This window comes from Pseudomonas sp. (genome assembly GCF_040514055.1).
In the GTDB taxonomy this organism is placed as follows: domain Bacteria; phylum Pseudomonadota; class Gammaproteobacteria; order Pseudomonadales; family Pseudomonadaceae; genus Aquipseudomonas.
In genome coordinates this window covers 60,751-80,137 of the sequence record NZ_JBEVDL010000067.1, presented here as the reverse complement: position 1 = coordinate 80,137, position 19,387 = coordinate 60,751, and the positions used below count along the sequence as shown (strand labels likewise).

The following is a 19,387-nucleotide window of genomic DNA, read 5'->3' as shown; positions in this document are numbered from 1 at the left end:
CCCGCCTTGATCTGCTTGCCACGGAAGTGGTTGGACGGCACGACCACGTCGTACCCGGTACGCCCGGCCAGCAGCTTGCCTTCCAGGGTTTCGTTGGAGTCGAAGACGTCGTAGACCGGCTTGATCCCGGTGGCTTTCTGGAAATCCGCCAGGGTGGTCTCGCCGATATAGTCCGACCAGTTGTAGATATGCAGGGTCGGTTCGGCCACAGCCCCCAGGCTCAGGGTCGCCAGCGCGACCAGCAGGGTGTTGCGCAAGGATGTACGCACGGGTCAGTCCTCTTCTTGTCGGTAGCCACGAACGGCTAGTGTAGATCGCGGCGCTTGCCGTTCGGCGTCCCGGGCCACAGCTCGCCCGCAACCCGAAATTGGGGGCCGTGGGCAGCGAAGCGGGAACGAACAGGAGGGTGACCTCACCCGAAAGGCCTGCGGCGGGAACACCCACCGCAGGCCCACTCGCATCAGCGACCGGACTTGATCTTGGTCCAGCTGCGGGTCATGGTGCGTTGCACGCCAGGCGGCAGGTCGGTCAAGGCATAGAGCTTGGCCATTACCGCGTCGCTGGGGTAGATGCCCGGATCGGTGCGGATGGCTTCATCCACCAGCGGGGTGGCCGCGGCGTTACCGTTGGGGAACTGCACCTCGTTGGTGATCGAGGCCATGATTTCCGGACGCATCAGGAAGTTCATAAAGGCATGGGCGCCCTCGACGTTGGCCGCGTCGGCCGGGATGGCCACCATGTCGAAGAAGGTACCGGCGCCTTCCTTGGGAATCTGGTAGCCGACCTGGACGCCCGCCTTGGCTTCCTCGGCGCGGGACTTGGCCTGGTACATGTCGCCCGAGTAGCCCACGGCCACGCAGATGTTGCCGTTGGCCAGGTCGGAGATGTACTTGGAGGAGTGGAAATAGGTGACCGAAGGGCGAATCTTGAGGAACAGTTCTTCGGCGGCTTTTAGCTCCTTGCTGTCCTGGCTGTCGGTCTTGTAGCCCAGGTAATGCAGGGCGATTGGCAGGATCTCGGTGGGCGAATCGAGGAAGCTGATACCGCAGGCCTTGAGTTTCTCGGCGTTCTCCGGCTTGAACAGCAGGTCCCAGGAGTCCACCGGGGCGTTGTCACCCAGCACTTCCTTGATTTTCGCCACGTTGTAGCCGATACCGATCGACCCCCACATATAGGGGAAGGCGTACTGATTGCCCGGGTCGCTGACTTCCACGGTTTTCAGCAGGTTCTTGTTCAGGTTCTGCCAGTTCGGCAGCTTGGACTTGTCCAGCGGCTGGTAGACCTTGGCCTTGATCTGCTTGGCCAGGAAGTTGTTGGACGGCACCACGATGTCATAACCGGATTTGCCGGCCAGCAGCTTGGCTTCCAGGGTCTCGTTGCTGTCGAAGACGTCGTAGACGACCTTGATGCCGGTTTCCTGGGTGAATTTTTCCAGGGTGTCCGGGGCAATGTAGTCGGACCAGTTATACACATGCAGGACTTTGTCATCGGCGTGCACGCCGCTGACCAGGCTGCCCATCAGGGACAACGCGAGAAGGGTTTTGCCGAAAAAGTTCATGCGTTACAGCTCCTGTTGTTGTTTAAGTATCCGGCGGGTGGCGCGTCGGCGGGCGCCGCTGCAGCAGCGGACACCCCCTTCGGCGCTCACCTCCCGGTGAGCCTGGCCAACGCACTGGCGCAGTCTGGCAAGGTCTGGCCCTGCACTCAAGCCAGAACCGCTGCCGCGGTGAGATCCAGGCACAAGCGCGCCTTGGTCACCAGTTCGTCGATTTCCGCCTTGCTGATGACCAGCGGTGGCGAAATGATCATGGTATCGCCCACCGCGCGCATGATCAGGCCGTTGTCGAAACAGTGCTGACGGCAAATCATGCCGACACCCTTGCCCTCGAATCGCGCACGGGTTTGTTTGTTCTGAACCAGTTCGATGGCCCCGAGCAAGCCCACACCGCGCACTTCGCCCACCAGGGGATGATCGGCCAGCTCGCGCAAACGCTTTTGCAAATACGGTGCCGTTTCGTTCTTCACCCGCTCGATGATCTTTTCGTCGCGCAGGATGCGGATGTTTTCCAGAGCCACCGCCGCCGCCACCGGGTGACCGGAATAGGTGAAGCCGTGGTTGAAGTCGCCGCCCTGGTTGAGCACCTCGACGATCTCGTCGCGCACGATCAGCCCGCCCATGGGGATATAACCCGAGGTCAGGCCCTTGGCGATGGTCATCATGTCGGGGGTATTGCCGTAGAAGTCGCTGCCGAACCATTCGCCGGTACGGCCAAAGCCGCAGATCACTTCGTCGGCGACGAACAGGATGTCGTACTTGGCGAGTATCTCGCGGATCTTCGGCCAGTAGCTGTCCGGCGGAATGATCACCCCACCGGCGCCCTGGATCGGCTCGGCGATAAAGGCCGCGACGTTTTCTTCGCCGACCTCAAGGATCTTCTTCTCCAGTTGCTCGGCCGCCCAGATGCCAAAGGCCTCGGGCGTCATGTCGCCGCCTTCGCCGAACCAGTAGGGCTGCGGGATATGCACGATGCCGGGAATCGGCAAGTCGCCCTGTTCGTGCATATAGGTCATGCCACCCAGGCTGGCGCCGGCCACGGTGGAGCCGTGGTAGCCGTTGATACGGCTGATGATGACCTTCTTCTTAGGTTGGCCCTTGATCGCCCAGTAGTGGCGAACCATGCGCAGCATGGTGTCGTTGCCTTCCGAGCCGGAACCGGTGAAAAACACGTGGTTCATGCCCGCCGGGGCGATATCGGAAATCGCCTTGGCCAGTTCCAGCACCGGCGGGTGGGCGGTCTGGAAGAACAGGTTGTAGAAGGGCAGTTCCTTCATCTGCTTGCTGGCGGCCTCGGCCAGTTCGTCACGGCCGTAGCCGATGGCCACGCACCAGAGGCCGGCCATGGCATCGAGGATCTTGTTGCCCTCGCTGTCCCAGATATACACCCCGTCGGCCTTGGTGATGATCCGCGGGCCCTTTTCCTTCAGCTGCTTGAAATCGCTGAACGGGGCCAGGTGGTGGGCGTCGCTGAGGCCCTGCCAGTGCAGGGTCTGGGGGTTGCTCGCTTGCTTGGTCATATCCATACCTTTTATTTGGCGACGTTCAGCACGTCACGAGCGCAGGAGAGACAAGGCCTGGGCGGCCCGCCAAAACAGGCGAGGAAGCACAATTCCGAGCCTGTCTTCAACGCAGTATCTCCACGCGCAATAGTGTTAAACCGAGAACAGCAGGTATTCGCGTTCCCAGGAGCTGATCACCCGTTTGAAATTTTCGTGCTCGGCGCGTTTGACCGACACATAACCGGTGATGAACTTGTGCCCCAGGTACTGCTCCAGGGCCTTGCAGTTTTCCATCCGCTCCAGGGCGTCCTCGATGGTAAGCGGCAGGCGCAGGTTGCGTCGTTCATATCCGCGACCTTTGACCTGGGCGCTGGGCGTCAAACCGCCGACCATGCCCATGTAGCCGCAGAGCAGGCTGGCGGCGATCGCCAGGTAGGGATTGGCGTCGGCGCCCGGCAGGCGGTTTTCCACCCGACGGTTCTGCGGGCCGGCATCCGGCACGCGCAGGCCCACGGTGCGGTTCTCCTCACCCCATTCGACGTTCACCGGTGCCGAGGTGTCGGGCAGGAAGCGGCGGAACGAGTTGACGTTGGGCGCGAACAGCGGCAGCAACTCGGGAATGTATTTTTGCAGCCCGCCGATATGGTGCAGGAACAGCTCGCTCATGGTGCCGTCGGCATTGGAGAAGATGTTCTTGCCGGTTTTAACGTCGATGATGCTCTGGTGCAGGTGCATGGCGCTGCCCGGTTCGCCGGTCATGGGCTTGGCCATAAAAGTGGCCGCCACATTATGCTTCAGCGCCGCCTCGCGCATGGTGCGCTTGAACACCAGGATCTGGTCGGCCAGCGACAGCGCATCGCCGTGACGGAAGTTGATCTCCATCTGCGCCGTGCCGTCTTCGTGGATCAGCGTGTCCAGGTCCAGACCCTGCAGCTCGCACCAGTCGTAGACGTCCTCGAACAGCGGGTCGAACTCGTTGGCCGCCTCGATGGAAAACGACTGACGACCGGTTTCCGGACGCCCGGAGCGGCCGATGGGCGGCTGCAGCGGGAAATCCGGATCCTCGCAGCGCTTGGTCAGGTAGAACTCCATTTCCGGGGCGACGATCGGCTGCCAGCCCTTGTCGGCGTAGAGCTTGAGCACCTTCTTGAGGATATTGCGCGGCGACAGCTCGATCGGATTGCCCTGCTTGTCGTAGGTGTCGTGGATCACCATGGCCGTCGGCTCGATGGCCCAGGGCACCAGGAACACCGCGTTTTCGTCGGGGCGGCAGAGCATGTCGATATCGGCGGCGTCCAGCAGCTCGTAATAGATGTCGTCCTCGACGTAGTCGCCGGTGACCGTCTGCAGCAGCACGCTCTCCGGCAGGCGCATGCCCTTTTCGTCGATAAATTTGTTGGTCGGGGAGATCTTGCCGCGGGCGATGCCCGTCAGGTCAGCGATCAGGCACTCTACTTCGGTGATCTTGTGCTCTTTAAGCCACAGGGTCAGTTTGTCCAGTTTGTTGCTCATGACGACCTCAGAATGTATGCAGCCCGAGCCCGCAGGCCCGTGTCAGCGTTGGCTCGCCCGTTTTCGGCAGGCGTCACCAAAGGCTTGGAATATAGCCAGATAGTGAGGATTGGCGCGCACCTGCCACTCAGGGTGCCATTGCGCGCCGAGGGCAAAGGTGCGGGCCCCCTCGACCGAGAACGACTCGATCAGCCCGTCAGGGGCAAGCGCTTCGACACGCAGGCCCGGCGCCAGACGATCGACGCCCTGGCCATGGATGGAGTTGACCTGGATCTGCGCCGGCAGACCGAGACCGTCGAGCACACCACCGGGCAGTACCTGCAGGGCGTGGCTGGGCGCGTATTGCACCTCCAGCGATTCGCCATCGGGCTCGCGGTGGTCCATAAAGGAAGGAAGCTCATGCACCGCCTGGTGCAGGCTGCCGCCAAAAGCCACGTTCATTTCCTGAAAGCCGCGGCAAATGCCCAACAGCGGGATGCCGGCCTCGACGGCGGCGCGGATCAGCGGCAGTGTGGTACGGTCGCGGTCAGGGTCGTGGTGGGTGCCCGGCGCGCTGGCGGCACCCTGGTAATGCTGGGGTTCGACGTTCGACGGCGAGCCGGTGAACAGCAGGCCATCGAGGCTGGCCAAGAGGCTCGGCAGGTCGATCAGTTCGGCCAGGGCCGGGATGATCAAGGGCAGGCCACCGGCGCCGACGGCGACCGCGCGGACGTATTTGTCGCCCGCTATATGGTAAGGATGCAAACCGACCTGTTTGGTGCAGGCGGTGACGCCGATCAACGGCAGGCGAGACATGTGACACCCGTTTTATTGCTGTTAGTGGGTTGAAACCGAGCTTAGCCTTGTTCATTTTTTTACACAATAGCCATGTAAAAAATTGAACACAGCGTGCTGAGCGCCGCGCCAGCCAAGGCCGCGCACCGGGTTTCACTGCCCTGAAACGCCCTAAAATTGGCCACCGAGCGCTTTTTTAGGGCAAAATAAGGCAGCATTGACAGCCTGCCGGGTTTAAGATTGACTCAGCTCGTGGCAGTTTAATGATTGATATTTTTAACAAGAAAGGTGTTGCATCATGTCGGTACCCCCGCGTGCCGTTCAGCTTAACGAAGCGAACGCGTTCCTTAAGAAACATCCTGAGGTCCTGTTCGTCGACCTTCTCATTGCAGATATGAATGGAGTGGTGCGCGGCAAGCGCATCGAGCGTGCGAGCCTGCACAAGGTTTACGAACGCGGCATCAATCTCCCGGCTTCACTGTTTGCCCTGGATATCAACGGCTCGACGGTGGAAAGCACCGGCCTTGGCCTGGATATCGGCGACGCCGACCGTATCTGCTACCCCATCCCCAACACCCTGTGCAATGAACCTTGGCAGAAGCGCCCCACCGCGCAACTGCTGATGACCATGCACGAAATGGAAGGCGAGCCGTTTTTCGCCGATCCACGGGAAGTGTTGCGGCAGGTGGTCGCGAAGTTCGACGAACTGGGCCTTACCATCTGTGCCGCCTTCGAACTCGAGTTCTACCTGATCGACCAGGCGAACGTGAATGGCCGGCCGCAGCCGCCGCTCTCGCCGCTGTCGGGCAAGCGTCCGCATTCGACCCAGGTCTACCTGATCGACGACCTGGACGAGTACGCCGAATGCCTGCAGGACATCCTCGAGGGCGCCAAGGAGCAAGGCATCCCGGCGGACGCCATCGTCAAGGAAAGCGCCCCGGCGCAATTCGAGGTCAACCTGCACCACGTGGCGGACCCGATCAAGGCGTGCGACTACGCCTTGCTGCTCAAGCGGCTGGTGAAGAACATCGCCTACGACCATGAAATGGACACCACCTTCATGGCCAAACCCTACCCGAACCAGGCGGGTAACGGGCTGCACGTGCATATCTCGATCCTCGACAAGGACGGCAAGAACATCTTCGCCTGCGAGGATCCTGAGCAGAATGACGCGCTGCGCCACGCCATCGGCGGCGTGCTGGAAACCATGTCGGCCTCGATGGCCTTCCTCTGCCCCAACGTCAACTCGTACCGCCGCTTTGGCGCGCAATTCTATGTGCCCAATTCGCCGTGCTGGGGCATCGATAACCGCACCGTGGCGCTGCGCGTACCCAACGACACCGCCGATGCCGTACGCATCGAGCACCGTGTCGCTGGCGCCGATGCCAACCCCTACCTGCTGCTGTCGGCGGTTCTGGCGGGCGTGCACCATGGCCTGACCAACAAGATCGAGCCCAGCGCGCCGGTGGAGGGCAACTCCTACGAGCAGAACGAGCAAAGCCTGCCGAACAACCTGCGCGACGCCCTGCGCGAGCTGGATGACAGCGAGATCCTGGCCCGTTATATCGACCCGAAATACATCGATATCTTCGTTGCCTGCAAGGAAAGCGAGTTGGCCGAGTTCGAGAATTCCATCTCCGACCTCGAATACAACTGGTACCTGCACACCGTGTAAGCACGACCCCGACGCCGGCCTTGAGCCGGCGTCGTCTTATTCGCTGATCGCCTGCCCCCTGCGGCCTTGGCCTGTCCTGGTCAGGGGCGGTCGTGCGCGGCGCGTCAACAGACCCCTGTCCCGTCGAGGTGATGATGTCCCGTTGGCTGCTTGTACTGCTGGTCTCACTGGCTGCCATCACGGCGCACGCCGGGGACATGATCCGCGTCTACAACTGGAACGACTACATCGCCCCCCAGGTGCTGGAGCGCTTCCAGCAGGAGACCGGCATCCAGGTCGAGTACCACACCTACAGCAGCGCCGAGGAGATGGAAAAGCACCTGCGCGGGCCCGAAGCCATTGACGTCATAGTGCCGTCGCACAATGACCTGCCACGGCTGATCGCCGACGGCCTGCTGCAACCGCTGGACTTCAGCCGCCTGCCCAACCGCCGCCACCTGGACACCGACCTGCTGAGCAAACTGGCCGCGGTCGACCCGCAGAACCGTTACGCCCTGCCCTACCTCTGGGGCGCGGTGGGCCTGGCGATCAATGTGCCCAAGGCCGAGGCGGCCTTCGGCGGGCCACTGCCCGACAGCTGGAGCCTGCTGTTCGACCCGGCGCAAAGCGCCCGGCTGGCCAGCTGTGGCATCAGCGTGCTGGACGCGCCCGACGAAGCCCTGTCGGTGCTGTTCAACTACCAGGGCCGCAGTCTGGCCAACAGCGCGCCGAGTCGCATCGAACGGGCGGGCGAGTTGCTCAACGCGCTGCGCCCGCACCTGCGTTACGTCGACAGCGAGCGCTACATAGCGGCCCTGAGCCAGGGCGAGTTGTGCCTGTCCATGGCCTGGGTCGGCGATGCCCTGGCCGCCGCCGCTGCGGGCCAGCCGGTGCGCTTTGTCGTGCCCGATGAAGGTTCGGTGCTGTTTATCGACAACCTGGCCATTCCGCGCAGCGCCCGTCGGGCCGATTTGGCCCAGCGCTTCTTCGACTTCCTGATGCAGCCGCAGATCGCCGCGCTGATCACCCAGGAAACCCTGTACCCCAGTGGCAATGCCGATGCCAAACCCTATCTCGAAGCCGCCTTGCGCGAGCAACCCGGGCTGTACCCGGATCCGGCCAGCCAACGCCGCCTGTTCGCCCTGGAAACCCTGCCAGAGAAACACAAGGGCAGCCGTGACCGGGTCTGGTCACGCTTTCGCGACGGCCGCTGAGACCGGACCCGACGGACGGTAGGACCCTAGACTCCTTCGGCGCAGCGCAGCACCCACCTGGCGCGCCGCGCCAGCATTGGGACTTGCTAGTCACCCGGCGGCTGACGTCCAATAGCGACCTGACCGCCGAAGAGAGCCGCCATGCCGCGCCCCGCCACTGCCCGCAAGCCCCGCGCCAGCAGCCAGACCCGGATCACCACGATCCTCGCCGCGGCCCGCACCCTGCTGGCGGAAGATGGGGTCGCCAGCCTGTCGATCTACAGCGTGGCCGAACGCGCGCAGATGCCCCCCTCGTCCGTCTATCACTTTTTCGCCAGCGTACCGGCCCTGCTCGAGGCCCTGACCGCGCAGATCCATGGGGCCTTTCGCGCCTGCCTGCAGACGCCCTTCGACGCGAGCAGCCTGGCCACCTGGCGCGACCTGTCACGCCAGGTGGAACAGCGCATGCTGGCGATCTACGCCGCCGACACGGCGGCGCGCCAGTTGATCCTGACCCAGCATGGGCTGACGGAGATCAACCAGGCCGATCGCCAACACGACCTCGAACTGGGGCGTCTGATGTACGCCCTGTTCGATCGGCATTTCCAGTTGCCGGCGCTGCCGAGCGATGTCGATGTATTTGCCCTGGCCATGGAACTGGGCGACCGCGTTTATGCCCGCTCGGTGCAGCTGCACGGTTGCATCACCCCGCGCCTCGCCGAGGAAGGCATGCGGGTATTCGATGCCTACCTGGGGCTGTACCTGCCGCCGTTTCTGCCGCAGCGGGAGCCCTGCCGCCAGGAGGTAATGATTGCCTAAATCAGATATTTATCTGCAATTTTACCGGTAATTTAATTTTTATTCATAAATTTGCCTTTTAATGCAGATATTTATCGGATATAAAATTGATCGTATTGGCTTGGCCGACCGCTGCGCGACTGCAGCATCCGCGGCCTGGCTCTGCTAGCGTCAGAACGTCTAGCGCCCATTCGCCTACGAGGAGTCCCCGCCATGTCCCGTACCGTCACCGTCGCCGCCACCCAGATGGCCTGTTCCTGGGATCGCGCCGCCAATATCGCCAATGCCGAGAAACTGGTCCGCCAGGCCGCGGCCCAGGGCGCGCAGATCATCCTGATCCAGGAGCTGTTCGAGAGCCCGTATTTCTGCCAGAAGCCCAACCCGGACTACCTGCAGCTGGCCACCACCGTGGACACCAATGAGGCCATCGCGCACTTCCAGAAAGTCGCCAAGGAGCTGGCCGTGGTCTTGCCGATCAGCTTCTTCGAACTGGCCGGCCGCGCGCGCTTCAACAGCATCGCGATCATCGATGCCGACGGCCAGAACCTCGGTATCTACCGCAAGAGCCATATTCCGGACGGCCCGGGCTACCACGAAAAGTACTACTTCAACCCGGGCGATACCGGCTTCAAGGTCTGGAACACCCGCTACGCCAAGATCGGCGTGGGCATCTGCTGGGACCAGTGGTTCCCCGAATGCGCCCGCAGCATGGCGCTGCAAGGCGCGGAAATCCTGTTCTACCCGACCGCCATCGGCACCGAACCCCATGACCAGACCATCAGCTCGCGCGACCATTGGCAGCGGGTCCAGCAAGGCCATGCCGGCGCCAACCTGATGCCGCTGATCGCCAGCAACCGCATCGGCCGCGAAGACCAGGACGGTTACCACATCAGCTTCTACGGCTCGTCCTTTATCGCCAACCAGTTCGGCGAGAAAGTCCAGGAGGCCAACGAAACCGAGGAAAGCGTGCTGGTGCACAGCTTCGACCTGGACCAGCTGGAGCATATTCGCAGCGCCTGGGGCAGTTTCCGTGACCGCCGGCCCAACCTCTACGGCGCGATCAAGACCCTCGACGGCTCGCTCGAGTCCTGATCCCATTGCCCGCCGCCACAGGCGCCTCGCGCGCCGGCCGGCGGGGCTTCCATTGACTTCGCAGGTACCCTTTTCATGACCAGCCAGACCCGCTCTCCACGTGCCGACGGGTTTTCCATGCCCGCCGAATGGGCCCCCCATAGCCGGACCTGGATGGTCTGGCCGGAGCGCCCGGACAACTGGCGCCTGGGTGGCAAACCGGCCCAGACCGCGTTCACCGCCGTGGCCAAGGCCATCGCCGATTTCGAGCCGGTCACCGTCTGCGTTTCCGCTGGCCAGTACGAGAATGCCCGCGCACGCCTCGATCACCCGGCCATTCGGGTCGTCGAAATCAGCACCGACGACGCCTGGGTCCGTGACACCGGGCCGACCTTCGTCACCGACGGCCAGGGCGGCCTGCGCGGCATCGACTGGGCGTTCAACGCCTGGGGCGGCTTCGACGGTGGCCTGTACGCACCCTGGCAACGCGACGACCAGGTGGCCAGCAAGATCCTCGAGATCGAAGGGTGCTCGCGCTATCGCACTGAGGGCTTTGTACTGGAAGGCGGGTCCATTCATGTGGACGGCGAAGGTACCCTGATCACCACCGAGGAATGCCTACTCAACCGCAACCGCAACCCGCACCTGGATCGCCAGCAGATCGAAGCGGTGCTGCACGAGCACCTGGCAGTCGATAAGGTGATCTGGCTGCCGGAGGGCCTGTTCAACGACGAGACCGACGGCCATGTCGATAACTTCTGCTGCTTCGTGCGCCCGGGTGAAGTGCTGCTGGCCTGGACCGACGATCAGCAGAACCCCAACTACCCGCGCTGCCAGGCGGCGCTGCGGGTGCTGGAAAATGTCGAGGATGCCTGCGGGCGCCGCCTGACAGTGCACAAGATGCCAATTCCCGGGCCGCTGTACGCCACGGCCGAGGAATGCGCCGGCGTCGACCTGGTCAGCGGCAGCCAGGAGCGCAACCCGTCCTCGCGCCTGGCCGGCTCCTATGTGAACTTCCTGATCGTCAATGGCGGCATTATCGCGCCGAAATTCGACGATCCCATGGACCTGGTCGCCGAGTCGCTGCTCAAGCGCCTGTTCCCGCAGCATCAGGTGGTCATGGTGCCCGGGCGCGAAATCCTGCTAGGCGGTGGCAATATCCACTGCATCACCCAGCAGCAACCGGCGCCCTGACCCTTCCCTTGTCCACCGTATCGACCGTGCAACGAGGCGCGCCTGCGTAGGCGCGCTTGGCGTAGGGCGGCCTCGGCGCGCCGTCCAGCGACAGCCCGCCGCCTGATGGCCGGCCGCGCCGCGGGCTAGCGGAACGCCTTGATCAGTGCCGCCAGCTTCACCTTGAGCGACTGGTCATGGCGGTGCACCGGCGGTACCTCGCGGTCGAGCCCGAGCAATTGGTACACCGCCATCTGCGCCGCCCGCACCGAATACTCCACGGTGAACACCACGTCCTCCGGGATCTCGACAAACTGGCTGACCAAGGCCAGGTTGCGGCTGCCGGCAGGCACCGGCAATGGCCGGTCACCGAGGGCCCGGGGCATAAACATGCTGGTGATATAGGGCATGCGGCAGGGAATGCAGATGGCGCCCGCCAGGGTCTGCTGGTCGAAGTTCAGATGCCCGCACAGCTCCTGCAGAATGTCCGCGCCGTTGCACGCCGACAGCGGTTTGCCGACGAAGTCGCCGATACGGTCGGGGTGCAACGCATAGCCCCAGAACACCTGCACGCCCGGCGGCTGGTCGGCGAAATGCGGCTGATGGGCCAGCACCACCGACAGCAACCAGCGCGAATCCTTGAAGGTCACCAGGCCGCCCGTTCCGGCGCGGTTGCCGGTGAATTGCTCCATCTGCTCGAAGAACGCCGGGTCGTTCAAGGTCACGGTAAAGGACGCCCAATAGGACTCGGGGATGCTCGAATTGAACACCGCCGGGTTGCCGAACTGCGGCCGCCCCGTCGCCAGTTTCTCCCACAGGGCCCAGCCGCCGCTGTCGCGCTTGTCCAGACGTGCCGGTGCCTCGCTCATGGAGCCAAAGCTGGAGGCATCGGTCATCGAGCCGTTCTGGAAGAACACCAGATCGCCTTCGGCCACCTCGATCCGCTCGCTGGCGCCGTTGCGCAGGCACTGCAGGCCGGTGACGCTGAGTTGGCCGTCCGCGGTCTTCAGCTCGAAGTCGATCACCCGGCAATCGGTCACCAGTTCCACGCCCTGGGCCTGCAGCCAGCTCAGCAGCGGTCGCACCAGGGAGTCGAATTGGTTGTAAACCGTGCGTTTGACCCCGGCCAGGGTCTCGATACGGGAAAATTCCAGCATGAAACGGTGCAGGTAGCGCTTGAACTCCACGGCGCTGTGCCAGGGCTGGAAGGCGAAGGTGGTAGCCCACATGTACCAGAATTCCGTCTTGAAAAAGCCCGGCGACAGCCAGTCGGTGATGCAGCTGGCGCCCAGGGTTTCTTCGTCGGCCTCGCTGAGTTTGAGCAGCTCCAGGCGATCGGTCATGCTGAACCCCATCGACGTCACATCGACCTTGTGGCGGTTGCCGTCCACCAGGCGTGCCAGGGAATGCGGGATATTCACGGCATTGAACGCCAGGGTTTCCTCGAAGACGCTTTGCCCCGGGTCACGCAGGGAAGGGATGCTCTTGAACAAATCCCAGGTGCATTCATAGTTGTCGGTGGTGAGCATGCGGCCGCCGCGCAGGGTGTAACCCTGCTGCGGGTTGCCACCGCCATCCAGGCTGCCACCGGCGCAGGGCATGGCTTCGAGGATGCGGATCTGGCTGCCGGGGATACCGCCATCGCGGATCATAAACGCCGCGGCGGACAATGACCCGATACCGGCGCCCACCAGATAAGCCTTGATTCCGTTCATAACAGGTTCCTTTCGAGGGGCCGCCCCGGGTCGCCGACGAGGCGAGTGGGCTGGAGCAGTCAAGCGCCTGAGACGCCGACGCCCAAACCCGCGGAGGCCGGGATGCACGCAAAACCCGTCACGGGTTCGTGACGGCGCGTCACCATACCGCGACCCGCTACTCGCCTGGTCGTCGCACCGCCGTTTTCAGCGCATTGGTTGATATGCATCAAGGATTTGCCCCTCGCCTGTGAGGGTGCCCGGACAAAAACCAGCCCCGAACCGGTCGGGGCTTGATCAGCGCTGGCGCGAGCCCGCGACAGCTTACGGGCGGCCCAGTCGCGAGGGTTGCGCCGGCGTGCTCGAGGGCGAGCGCAACTGCATCTGGCGCAGGGTCAGGGGGGCCGCGGGCGGCGCGGCCTGCAGGTTCAACTCGGGTTTGGGCGGCTGCGGCGCGACCGGCACCGCTTGCAGGTGCAGCTCAGGTTTCGGTGGCTGTGGTGCAACCGGTGCGGCCTGCAGGTGCAGCTCGGGCTTGGGCGGCTGCGGTTCCACCGGCACGGCCTGCAGCTGCAGTTCAGGTTTCGGCGGTTGTGGCTCCACTGGCGCGGCCTGCAAGCCTAGCTCCGGCTTTGGCTGGGGCTGCACCGGTGGCAGTTTCTGGCCAAACCCTTGACCAACCAAGCCGCCATTGAGGGTGCTGGTGCAGGTCAGCTCGATCTCCACCTGGCTGGACTGCACCTTATTCGGCGCGATCACATGGAAGCGGAAGCGCCGTTGCACCAGGCTGCCCTGGGTGTTGGCCTTGAGGCTGTCCAGGCCCTGTGGCGGTTGCACCGGCGCCGGCTTGATCGAGACCTTTTGCATGATCACCAGCTCGCTCGGTTCACCGGGCTGGCCCACCAGGCTGCTGCCCTGCTGCACCGCGGCGCCCAGGCCACCGAGCTCCTCCAGCCAGTACTTGATCTCGCCACCCCCGACGCCCTTGACCCGGGCCTTGAAGGCGATCTCGATCGGGCAGGCGCTGCTGGTCTTGTACGGCAGCGCGCTCAGCTCGACGCTCTCCACCTTGAATGCCCCGACCAGTCCCTGGGGACCCTTGGGCGGCGCCACCTGATCGGCGATGGCCGGGTTGCCCAGGCACTGGATGGTGATGGGCGCGGTGTTGTCGGATACATACCTCTCGTAGGACGGACGCCGCGACGTGTCGGGGCCACCGCCTTCGGTGTACCAGCCATCCAGGTGCAGCGCGGTGGTCAGCTTGACGTTGAAGCCGGTGCGCAGTACCTGGTTAAGGGTCTTGCCCTGCTTCAGGCGGCTTTCTTTCTCGAACTGGCAATAGCCGCTGATATTGGTGCCCGGAATACCGTCCTTGACCAGGTACTGGAACGGTACCTCGAGGTTGGCGATGCCACTTTTGCCCAGCATCTGCGCCGACGTCAGGCTGACGATCTGTGCCTTCTGGAAGAATTGGTCATAGGCTTGCTGGGGCCCACCCTTGGATTCGCCGACGTGGAAAAACGCATGATTGGTGTTCTTCGACGGCTGGTAACCCCAGCTATGGGCATACTCGATGCGCAGCTTGACGGTGCTGCTGGGCACCACCGTCCAGTCGCCCTGGGCGTCCAGCTTGACCTGCAGGGTATGGGACTGCGCACCCTGGGGAATGGCCTTGATACTGGACCCGGAGAGTGCCGCCGCCTGAGCATGGCTAAGCCCCAACAGCAAGGCCAGGCCCAGGGCGTTACGGGTGAAACGGCAGGGAAGAAGGTTCATGGCGGTGTTCCTCGTAAAGGGCGCTGACGGCGCCTTGTGCCTCTCTGTCGTGCCGAACCCCGCCGAGGGTTCAAAAAAATTTTCTCTTTTTTCGCTGCGACTTGCCCGGCGCAAAAAGCACAACGCCCCTCACCGAAGTGCGGGGCGTTGCAGGTCTTAGGGGCGCCACAGGGGCCGGCATCGGCCTTCGGTCACGGCTGCGGCAGGCGTCCCTGGCGCGGCAGCGCCGGGTTGCCGGGCTGGGCCTGCAGGCGCATGCCCCGTTGTGGCTGCGGCGCTGGCGGTTGCACAGCCTGCAGCTGCAGCCGGGCCGGCGATGCACTGGACGGTGCGGATTGCAGCGTCAGCGCCGGCTTGGGCGGCTGGGGCGCGGCCGGCGCGGCCTGCAGATGCAGCTCGGGTTTGGCTGGCTGGGGTTCGACTGGCGCGACCTGCAGGTGCAGCTCAGGCTTGGGTGGCTGGGGCTGCGCGGGCGCCGCCTGCAGCTTCATCTCCGGCTGGGGTGGCTGTGGCTCACTTGGCGCAGCCTGCAACGTCAGGCCCGGCTTGGGCGGCTGCGGCGGGTGCGGCTGCAGCGGCGGCACCCGCAGCTCGCCACCCATGGCCGACAGACCGCCGCTCAGGGTGCTGGTGCAGGTCAGCTGGATCTCCACCTGGCTGGACTGCAGTTTGTTCGGCGCCAGCACATGGAAGCGAAAGCGCCGTTGCACCAGGCTGCCCTGGGTATTGGCCTTGAGGTTATCCAGGCCCTGGGGCTGCTGCACGGGGCCCGGCTTGATCGAGACCTTCTGCAGTATCACCCGCTCGCTGGCCTCTCCCAGATTGCCGGGCAGATTGCTGATCTGCTGCACCGCCGCGCCCAGCCCTCCCTGCTCTTCCAGCCAGTACTTGATCTCGCCGCCGCCGACGCCTTTGACCGTGGCCTTGAAGGCGATTTCGATGGGGCAGACGGTGGTGGTTTTATAGGGCAGCGCGATCAGCTCGACGCTGTCCACCTTGAACGGCCCGACCAACCCCTGGGGGCCCTTGGGCGGCGCCACCTGGTCGGCAATCGCCGGATTACCCAGGCATTGGAGGGTGACCGGTGCCGTCGTTTGCACATGGTATTGGTGGCTGGACACCGGCCGCGAGGTGTTCGGCCCACCGCCCAGGTCATAGAAACCGGCCATCGACAGCTGGGTGTTCAGCTTGACGTTGAAACCATTGCGCAACACCTGGTTAAGGCCCTTGCCTTGCTTGAGGCGGTTGTCCTTTTCGAAACCGCAGTGGCTGGCAATGTTGGTGCCGGGAATGCCGTCGACCACCAGCAGGCTGAACGGCAGGTTGGCATTCAGGGTGCCACTGTTGGCCAGTACCTGGGCACTGCTGAGATCGAACATCTGCGTCTTGTCGTAGAAGTTCGTGTCGCCCTTGGCGATCTTGGCCTCGCCGACATAGATGCGCGCCCACAGCGAGTTGCCCTTGTTCGGCTGGGCCAGCCAGTGATGGCCGTACTGGAAGCGCATGCGCACCGTGCTGCTGGGTACCACCGTCCAGTCGCCCTGGGCGTCCAGCTTGACCTGCAGGGTATGGGGCTGGCCGGCATTGGGCGCGGCCTTGAGGTTAGGCTGGGCAATGGGGTTGTCGTCAGCCATGGCGCTGGCACTGGCCAGCAGCAGGCTCAAACTCATGGCAGACAGGGTGAACGCGGGGATGGACTGCTTCATGTCGAAAGACCTTTAGGGTAGGCACCTGGGGTGCTTGCCCTGCTCTGTCGTCGACACCCGCGTCCACGGTTCAGTTTTTTTAATTTTTATGGTTATCCCGGCCAGAGCCCCTGCGCTGGCTCGGGGCTCACTGCCGTTGGCACAACGGCCGACGGGGTTCAGGGGCAGTCAGGCAACTGGGCCAGGCCGGCCCCGTATTCGGCGTCGCGACCCGGCGGGCCCAGGTTCAGCGCCTGCTCTTGCAACGCCTTGGGCGAGCCGTACAGGGCCAGGGCGGCGCTGACAAAAGGCGCGGCGAAGGAGGTACCGCTGGCGTAATAACCCTGCCCGCCCTCGTCCAACGTCCAGATATCCTCGCCAGGCGCCACCAGCGCCAGCTGCGCTCCCCAGTTGGACTGGCGCAGGCGCCGGTGGGCGGCGTCCACCGCTCCCACCGCGAGCACCGACGGGTAGGCGGCGGGGTAGCGCAGGCCCTCCCGGCCATCATTGCCGGCGGCGGCGACAAACTGCATGCGTTGCGCCAGCTGGGCGAAGAACTGTTCCAGCAGCAGGCTGTAGGCGCCACCAAAACTCAGGTTGACCACCTGCACCGGCGGTTGCACCCCGGCCAGGTGGTCCAGTGCCTGAATCACCCAGTCGCTGCGGGTGTGCAGGCCGGCACTGGCATCCTCGGCAAAGATGCCCAAGGCGTGCAGCCGGACGCCCGGTAACAGACCGGCGATCTGGTGCCGCCCCAGCAACAGGACCGCCAGTGAGGTGCCGTGACGCGCCGCGGCCGCCGACGGCGTGCTGAACGAAGGCGGCAGCAGGCTCCGGTAGCTCAGGTCGGCACCGGCGAACTCCGCCAGCCGCTGGTTGACCGGACCGTCCAGCAGGGCCAGCGTCAGGCCCCGCCCACAGGTCGCCGGTGCAGGGTGCAGGCGGCCCATGCTCACCTGGCCCCACTGGCGCACGGCAGCCTCGTCCTCCGAAACGGCTTGCTCCAGGGGCAGATAACGCTGGTTAAGCTCCTGCTGCCAGTCCGGGAACGCCTGGCGCACGTCGCGCTCCAGCTGCCGCAGGTCACGCTCCGGGGCGATGCGGTAGACGCTGATCACCCGCTGCAGGTGGGGCAGCTGCTGACGCCGCAGGATACTCAGCTGGTAGGGTTGCAGGGCGCGCCGCTGTTGTTCGGCTTCAGCCAGGTTACGGCTGATCACCAGCCATTCGCGCAGCACCGGCGGGTCCGTCGGACTGCCCTGCTGCACCCCACGCCATTGCACCGGCGGGGCCTGTAGCGGCTGTTCGAGCAGGCTGCCGGCGGGTCGCCGAGAGCCACCCGGTAGCACAACGCCGGGCGACAACTCAGTAGCCGGCGCCGTGGGTGCGGTCAGCGGCTCACTGGGTGGCAGGGGGGGCGGGCCTGGTGACGCAGGCGGTACCGGCGTCGGTGCCGGCACGGGATCCGGAGCTGGCACGGACCCCGCGCCCGGGGCGGAGCCGGGACGAGGCGCTTGCGGCGCTTGCGGCGACGGCGTGCGGCTGGGAGCGGACGAACCGCCCGGTGTAGCACCGGGCCGAGGTTGCGGCGAAGGTGGCAGCCCGGGGGGTGCCGCGACGGGCGGCGAGAGTGTTCGGCTGTCCGCCGCGGGCACGCCTCCCGTGGCGGGGTCGGTCGCCGCCGCCAGCGGCAGGGCCAGCCACCCCAAGAGTGCCAGGCTCCGCCAAGCGCCGTTCATGGCCTGGGCGGCTCGAGCAACGCCGCGTGCTGCACCACCGGCTGCTGCTGCAGCCAGGTCAGCAATGCTGGGCCATCGGCGAAGCGTTTAACGTCGAGTGGGACATGCACCTGGACCGTGCCGAGTACCGAGGGACCGTCGACCAGCAGCCCATCGAGGTCGAGCAGCAGCGCGCGCACCTGCGGCCAAGACGCCTGGTCGACAAAACGCAGCTGCAGCCGATAGCCCTCACCGCGCTGCTGCTGGGCGCTGTTGCCGCTCTGCAGGGTCCAGTCGTTCATCGGCGCGGGTGGGCGCATCAGGATCCCCAACTGCAACGCCACCACCAGGGCGGCGGCGGCGGCCAGCGAGGGTTTCCACCAGTCGCGGCGCGGCGCGACCCGCGGCTCCTGCTGCAGGCTGCGCTGCAGGCGGGCCCAACCGAGTTCGCTGGGGGGCGGCGTCTCGGCCTGCCGCGCCTGTTCGGCCAGGCGCACCGCGCTGGCCAATGCACGCAACTCCTCCAGTGCGCTACGGGCCTCGACGGAGCGCTCCAGCCAGGCCTCGACCTGGGCCGCTTCAGCGGTTTCCAGGGTGCCGTTCAGGTACCAGGGCAGCAGTTCGTGCAGCGCCTGCTCGTTGGATTCATCGTTCATCTCGCACCTCCGCATTCACTGCCACTGAGTCGTGCCGGGCGGCCTGCCGGTTCAATCGGATTCATGCCGGTCGCCCTTCCAGGCGCCGCCGCAGGCACTGCAGCAGCTGTTGCTTGGCGTGCATCATGCGGGTTTTCACGGTGCCGCCGGGAATTGCCATGATCTCGGCGATCTGCGGGTAGGCGAGCTCTTCGAAAAACGCCAGGTGGACCACCTGGCGGTGGCTGTCCTTGAGTTTGTCCAGGCAGTAACGCACCTGCTCGCCCTGCTGGTCGAGCTCGAGCCCGGCGCTCAGGCCACACACCGCGCCCGGGTCTTCCTCCAGCGCCTGTTCGTCCAGTGGCTCGCTCGGCCGTTTGCGACGCAACAGGTCCACCGACTTGTTACGCGTGATGCTCAGCAGCCAGGTGCGTACCTGGGAATGCCCTTCGAAGGTACCGGCCCGACGCCAGACCTCGAGCATCACCTCGTTCAGCACATCGGCGGCATCGGCGCCGTTACGCAGCGTGCGCAGGGAGAACTGATAGACCACACCGTGAAAACGCCGGTAGAACGCATGCAGGGCCTGCTGGTCGCCCCGGGCGATGCACTGCAACAGGTCGAGATCGGTCGGCTCGCTCATCGAT

15 protein-coding genes and 1 pseudogene are annotated in these 19,387 nt (G+C 64.6%); 5 read left to right on the top strand and 11 right to left on the bottom strand.

What is annotated here, in order from left to right:
- The 5 genes and pseudogenes from ABWY06_RS17715 to ABWY06_RS17695 all read right to left on the bottom strand — a co-directional run.
- A pseudogene (locus ABWY06_RS17715) lies at positions 1-269 on the bottom strand (spermidine/putrescine ABC transporter substrate-binding protein PotF); the annotation flags it as partial.
- 191 nt (positions 270-460) lie between these two features.
- A complete protein-coding gene (locus ABWY06_RS17710) occupies positions 461-1,558 on the bottom strand; it encodes a polyamine ABC transporter substrate-binding protein (RefSeq protein ID WP_353926892.1) in 1,098 nt (365 codons plus the stop codon).
- A gap of 146 nt (positions 1,559-1,704) precedes the next feature.
- On the bottom strand, positions 1,705-3,075 hold the full coding sequence (locus ABWY06_RS17705; protein ID WP_353926891.1) for an aspartate aminotransferase family protein: 1,371 nt from the start codon (positions 3,073-3,075) through the stop codon (positions 1,705-1,707).
- A gap of 135 nt (positions 3,076-3,210) precedes the next feature.
- Positions 3,211-4,569 (bottom strand): glutamine synthetase family protein, encoded by a 1,359-nt coding sequence (locus ABWY06_RS17700; RefSeq protein WP_353926890.1) that lies wholly within the window; start codon positions 4,567-4,569, stop codon positions 3,211-3,213.
- Between the two features lie 42 nt (positions 4,570-4,611).
- Positions 4,612-5,364, bottom strand: a complete 753-nt coding sequence (locus ABWY06_RS17695) for a gamma-glutamyl-gamma-aminobutyrate hydrolase family protein (protein ID WP_353926889.1) — start codon at positions 5,362-5,364, stop codon at positions 4,612-4,614.
- A gap of 277 nt (positions 5,365-5,641) precedes the next feature.
- On the opposite strand from ABWY06_RS17695, the gene ABWY06_RS17690 reads away from it, so the two are divergent.
- The 5 genes from ABWY06_RS17690 (at position 5,642) to aguA (ending at position 11,253) form a co-directional block, all read left to right on the top strand.
- Positions 5,642-7,018, top strand: coding sequence for a glutamine synthetase family protein (locus ABWY06_RS17690; protein WP_353926888.1), 1,377 nt, complete (start codon positions 5,642-5,644; stop codon positions 7,016-7,018).
- 134 nt (positions 7,019-7,152) lie between these two features.
- Complete coding sequence (locus tag ABWY06_RS17685; protein ID WP_353926887.1) at positions 7,153-8,211, top strand: polyamine ABC transporter substrate-binding protein; 1,059 nt, start codon at positions 7,153-7,155, stop codon at positions 8,209-8,211.
- A 141-nt stretch (positions 8,212-8,352) separates the two neighbouring features.
- Positions 8,353-9,009 carry a TetR/AcrR family transcriptional regulator gene (locus ABWY06_RS17680; protein WP_353926886.1) on the top strand — a complete coding sequence of 219 codons (657 nt, stop codon included), beginning with the start codon at positions 8,353-8,355 and terminating at the stop codon, positions 9,007-9,009.
- A 192-nt stretch (positions 9,010-9,201) separates the two neighbouring features.
- Complete coding sequence (gene aguB, locus ABWY06_RS17675; protein WP_353926885.1) at positions 9,202-10,080, top strand: N-carbamoylputrescine amidase; 879 nt, start codon at positions 9,202-9,204, stop codon at positions 10,078-10,080.
- A 75-nt stretch (positions 10,081-10,155) separates the two neighbouring features.
- The gene (aguA, locus tag ABWY06_RS17670) at positions 10,156-11,253 is read left to right on the top strand and encodes an agmatine deiminase (protein ID WP_353926884.1); all 1,098 of its coding nucleotides are present in this window, start codon (positions 10,156-10,158) and stop codon (positions 11,251-11,253) included.
- 125 nt (positions 11,254-11,378) lie between these two features.
- Here aguA and ABWY06_RS17665 read toward each other — a convergent pair whose 3' ends face one another.
- The 6 genes from ABWY06_RS17665 to ABWY06_RS17640 all read right to left on the bottom strand — a co-directional run bounded on the left by ABWY06_RS17665 (position 11,379) and on the right by ABWY06_RS17640 (position 19,383).
- Positions 11,379-13,055: an oleate hydratase gene (locus ABWY06_RS17665; RefSeq protein ID WP_353926883.1), complete on the bottom strand. Its 1,677-nt coding sequence runs from the start codon at positions 13,053-13,055 to the stop codon at positions 11,379-11,381.
- A 195-nt stretch (positions 13,056-13,250) separates the two neighbouring features.
- Entirely contained in the window at positions 13,251-14,702 is a 1,452-nt protein-coding gene (locus ABWY06_RS17660) for a hypothetical protein (RefSeq protein ID WP_353926882.1), read from the bottom strand.
- Between the two features lie 191 nt (positions 14,703-14,893).
- Positions 14,894-16,408 carry a hypothetical protein gene (locus ABWY06_RS17655; RefSeq protein WP_353926881.1) on the bottom strand — a complete coding sequence of 505 codons (1,515 nt, stop codon included), beginning with the start codon at positions 16,406-16,408 and terminating at the stop codon, positions 14,894-14,896.
- Positions 16,409-16,566: 158 nt separating this feature from the next.
- Positions 16,567-17,751, bottom strand: coding sequence for a S8 family serine peptidase (locus tag ABWY06_RS17650; protein ID WP_353926880.1), 1,185 nt, complete (start codon positions 17,749-17,751; stop codon positions 16,567-16,569).
- A gap of 371 nt (positions 17,752-18,122) precedes the next feature.
- Entirely contained in the window at positions 18,123-18,761 is a 639-nt protein-coding gene (locus tag ABWY06_RS17645) for an anti-sigma factor family protein (RefSeq protein WP_353926879.1), read from the bottom strand.
- A 61-nt stretch (positions 18,762-18,822) separates the two neighbouring features.
- Positions 18,823-19,383, bottom strand: coding sequence for a sigma-70 family RNA polymerase sigma factor (locus tag ABWY06_RS17640; RefSeq protein WP_353926878.1), 561 nt, complete (start codon positions 19,381-19,383; stop codon positions 18,823-18,825).
- Positions 19,384-19,387: the final 4 nt, after the last annotated feature.

Coding starts and splice junctions, on each gene's coding strand:
- ABWY06_RS17640 (WP_353926878.1), bottom strand. CDS start 19,383: ATGAGCGAGCCGACCGATCTCGACCTGTTGCAGTGCATCGCCCGGGGC.
- ABWY06_RS17645 (WP_353926879.1), bottom strand. CDS start 18,761: ATGAACGATGAATCCAACGAGCAGGCGCTGCACGAACTGCTGCCCTGG.
- ABWY06_RS17685 (WP_353926887.1), top strand. CDS start 7,153: ATGTCCCGTTGGCTGCTTGTACTGCTGGTCTCACTGGCTGCCATCACG.
- ABWY06_RS17680 (WP_353926886.1), top strand. CDS start 8,353: ATGCCGCGCCCCGCCACTGCCCGCAAGCCCCGCGCCAGCAGCCAGACC.
- ABWY06_RS17660 (WP_353926882.1), bottom strand. CDS start 14,702: ATGAACCTTCTTCCCTGCCGTTTCACCCGTAACGCCCTGGGCCTGGCC.
- aguB (WP_353926885.1), top strand. CDS start 9,202: ATGTCCCGTACCGTCACCGTCGCCGCCACCCAGATGGCCTGTTCCTGG.
- ABWY06_RS17695 (WP_353926889.1), bottom strand. CDS start 5,364: ATGTCTCGCCTGCCGTTGATCGGCGTCACCGCCTGCACCAAACAGGTC.
- ABWY06_RS17705 (WP_353926891.1), bottom strand. CDS start 3,075: ATGACCAAGCAAGCGAGCAACCCCCAGACCCTGCACTGGCAGGGCCTC.
- ABWY06_RS17690 (WP_353926888.1), top strand. CDS start 5,642: ATGTCGGTACCCCCGCGTGCCGTTCAGCTTAACGAAGCGAACGCGTTC.
- ABWY06_RS17700 (WP_353926890.1), bottom strand. CDS start 4,569: ATGAGCAACAAACTGGACAAACTGACCCTGTGGCTTAAAGAGCACAAG.
- ABWY06_RS17710 (WP_353926892.1), bottom strand. CDS start 1,558: ATGAACTTTTTCGGCAAAACCCTTCTCGCGTTGTCCCTGATGGGCAGC.
- ABWY06_RS17655 (WP_353926881.1), bottom strand. CDS start 16,408: ATGAAGCAGTCCATCCCCGCGTTCACCCTGTCTGCCATGAGTTTGAGC.
- aguA (WP_353926884.1), top strand. CDS start 10,156: ATGACCAGCCAGACCCGCTCTCCACGTGCCGACGGGTTTTCCATGCCC.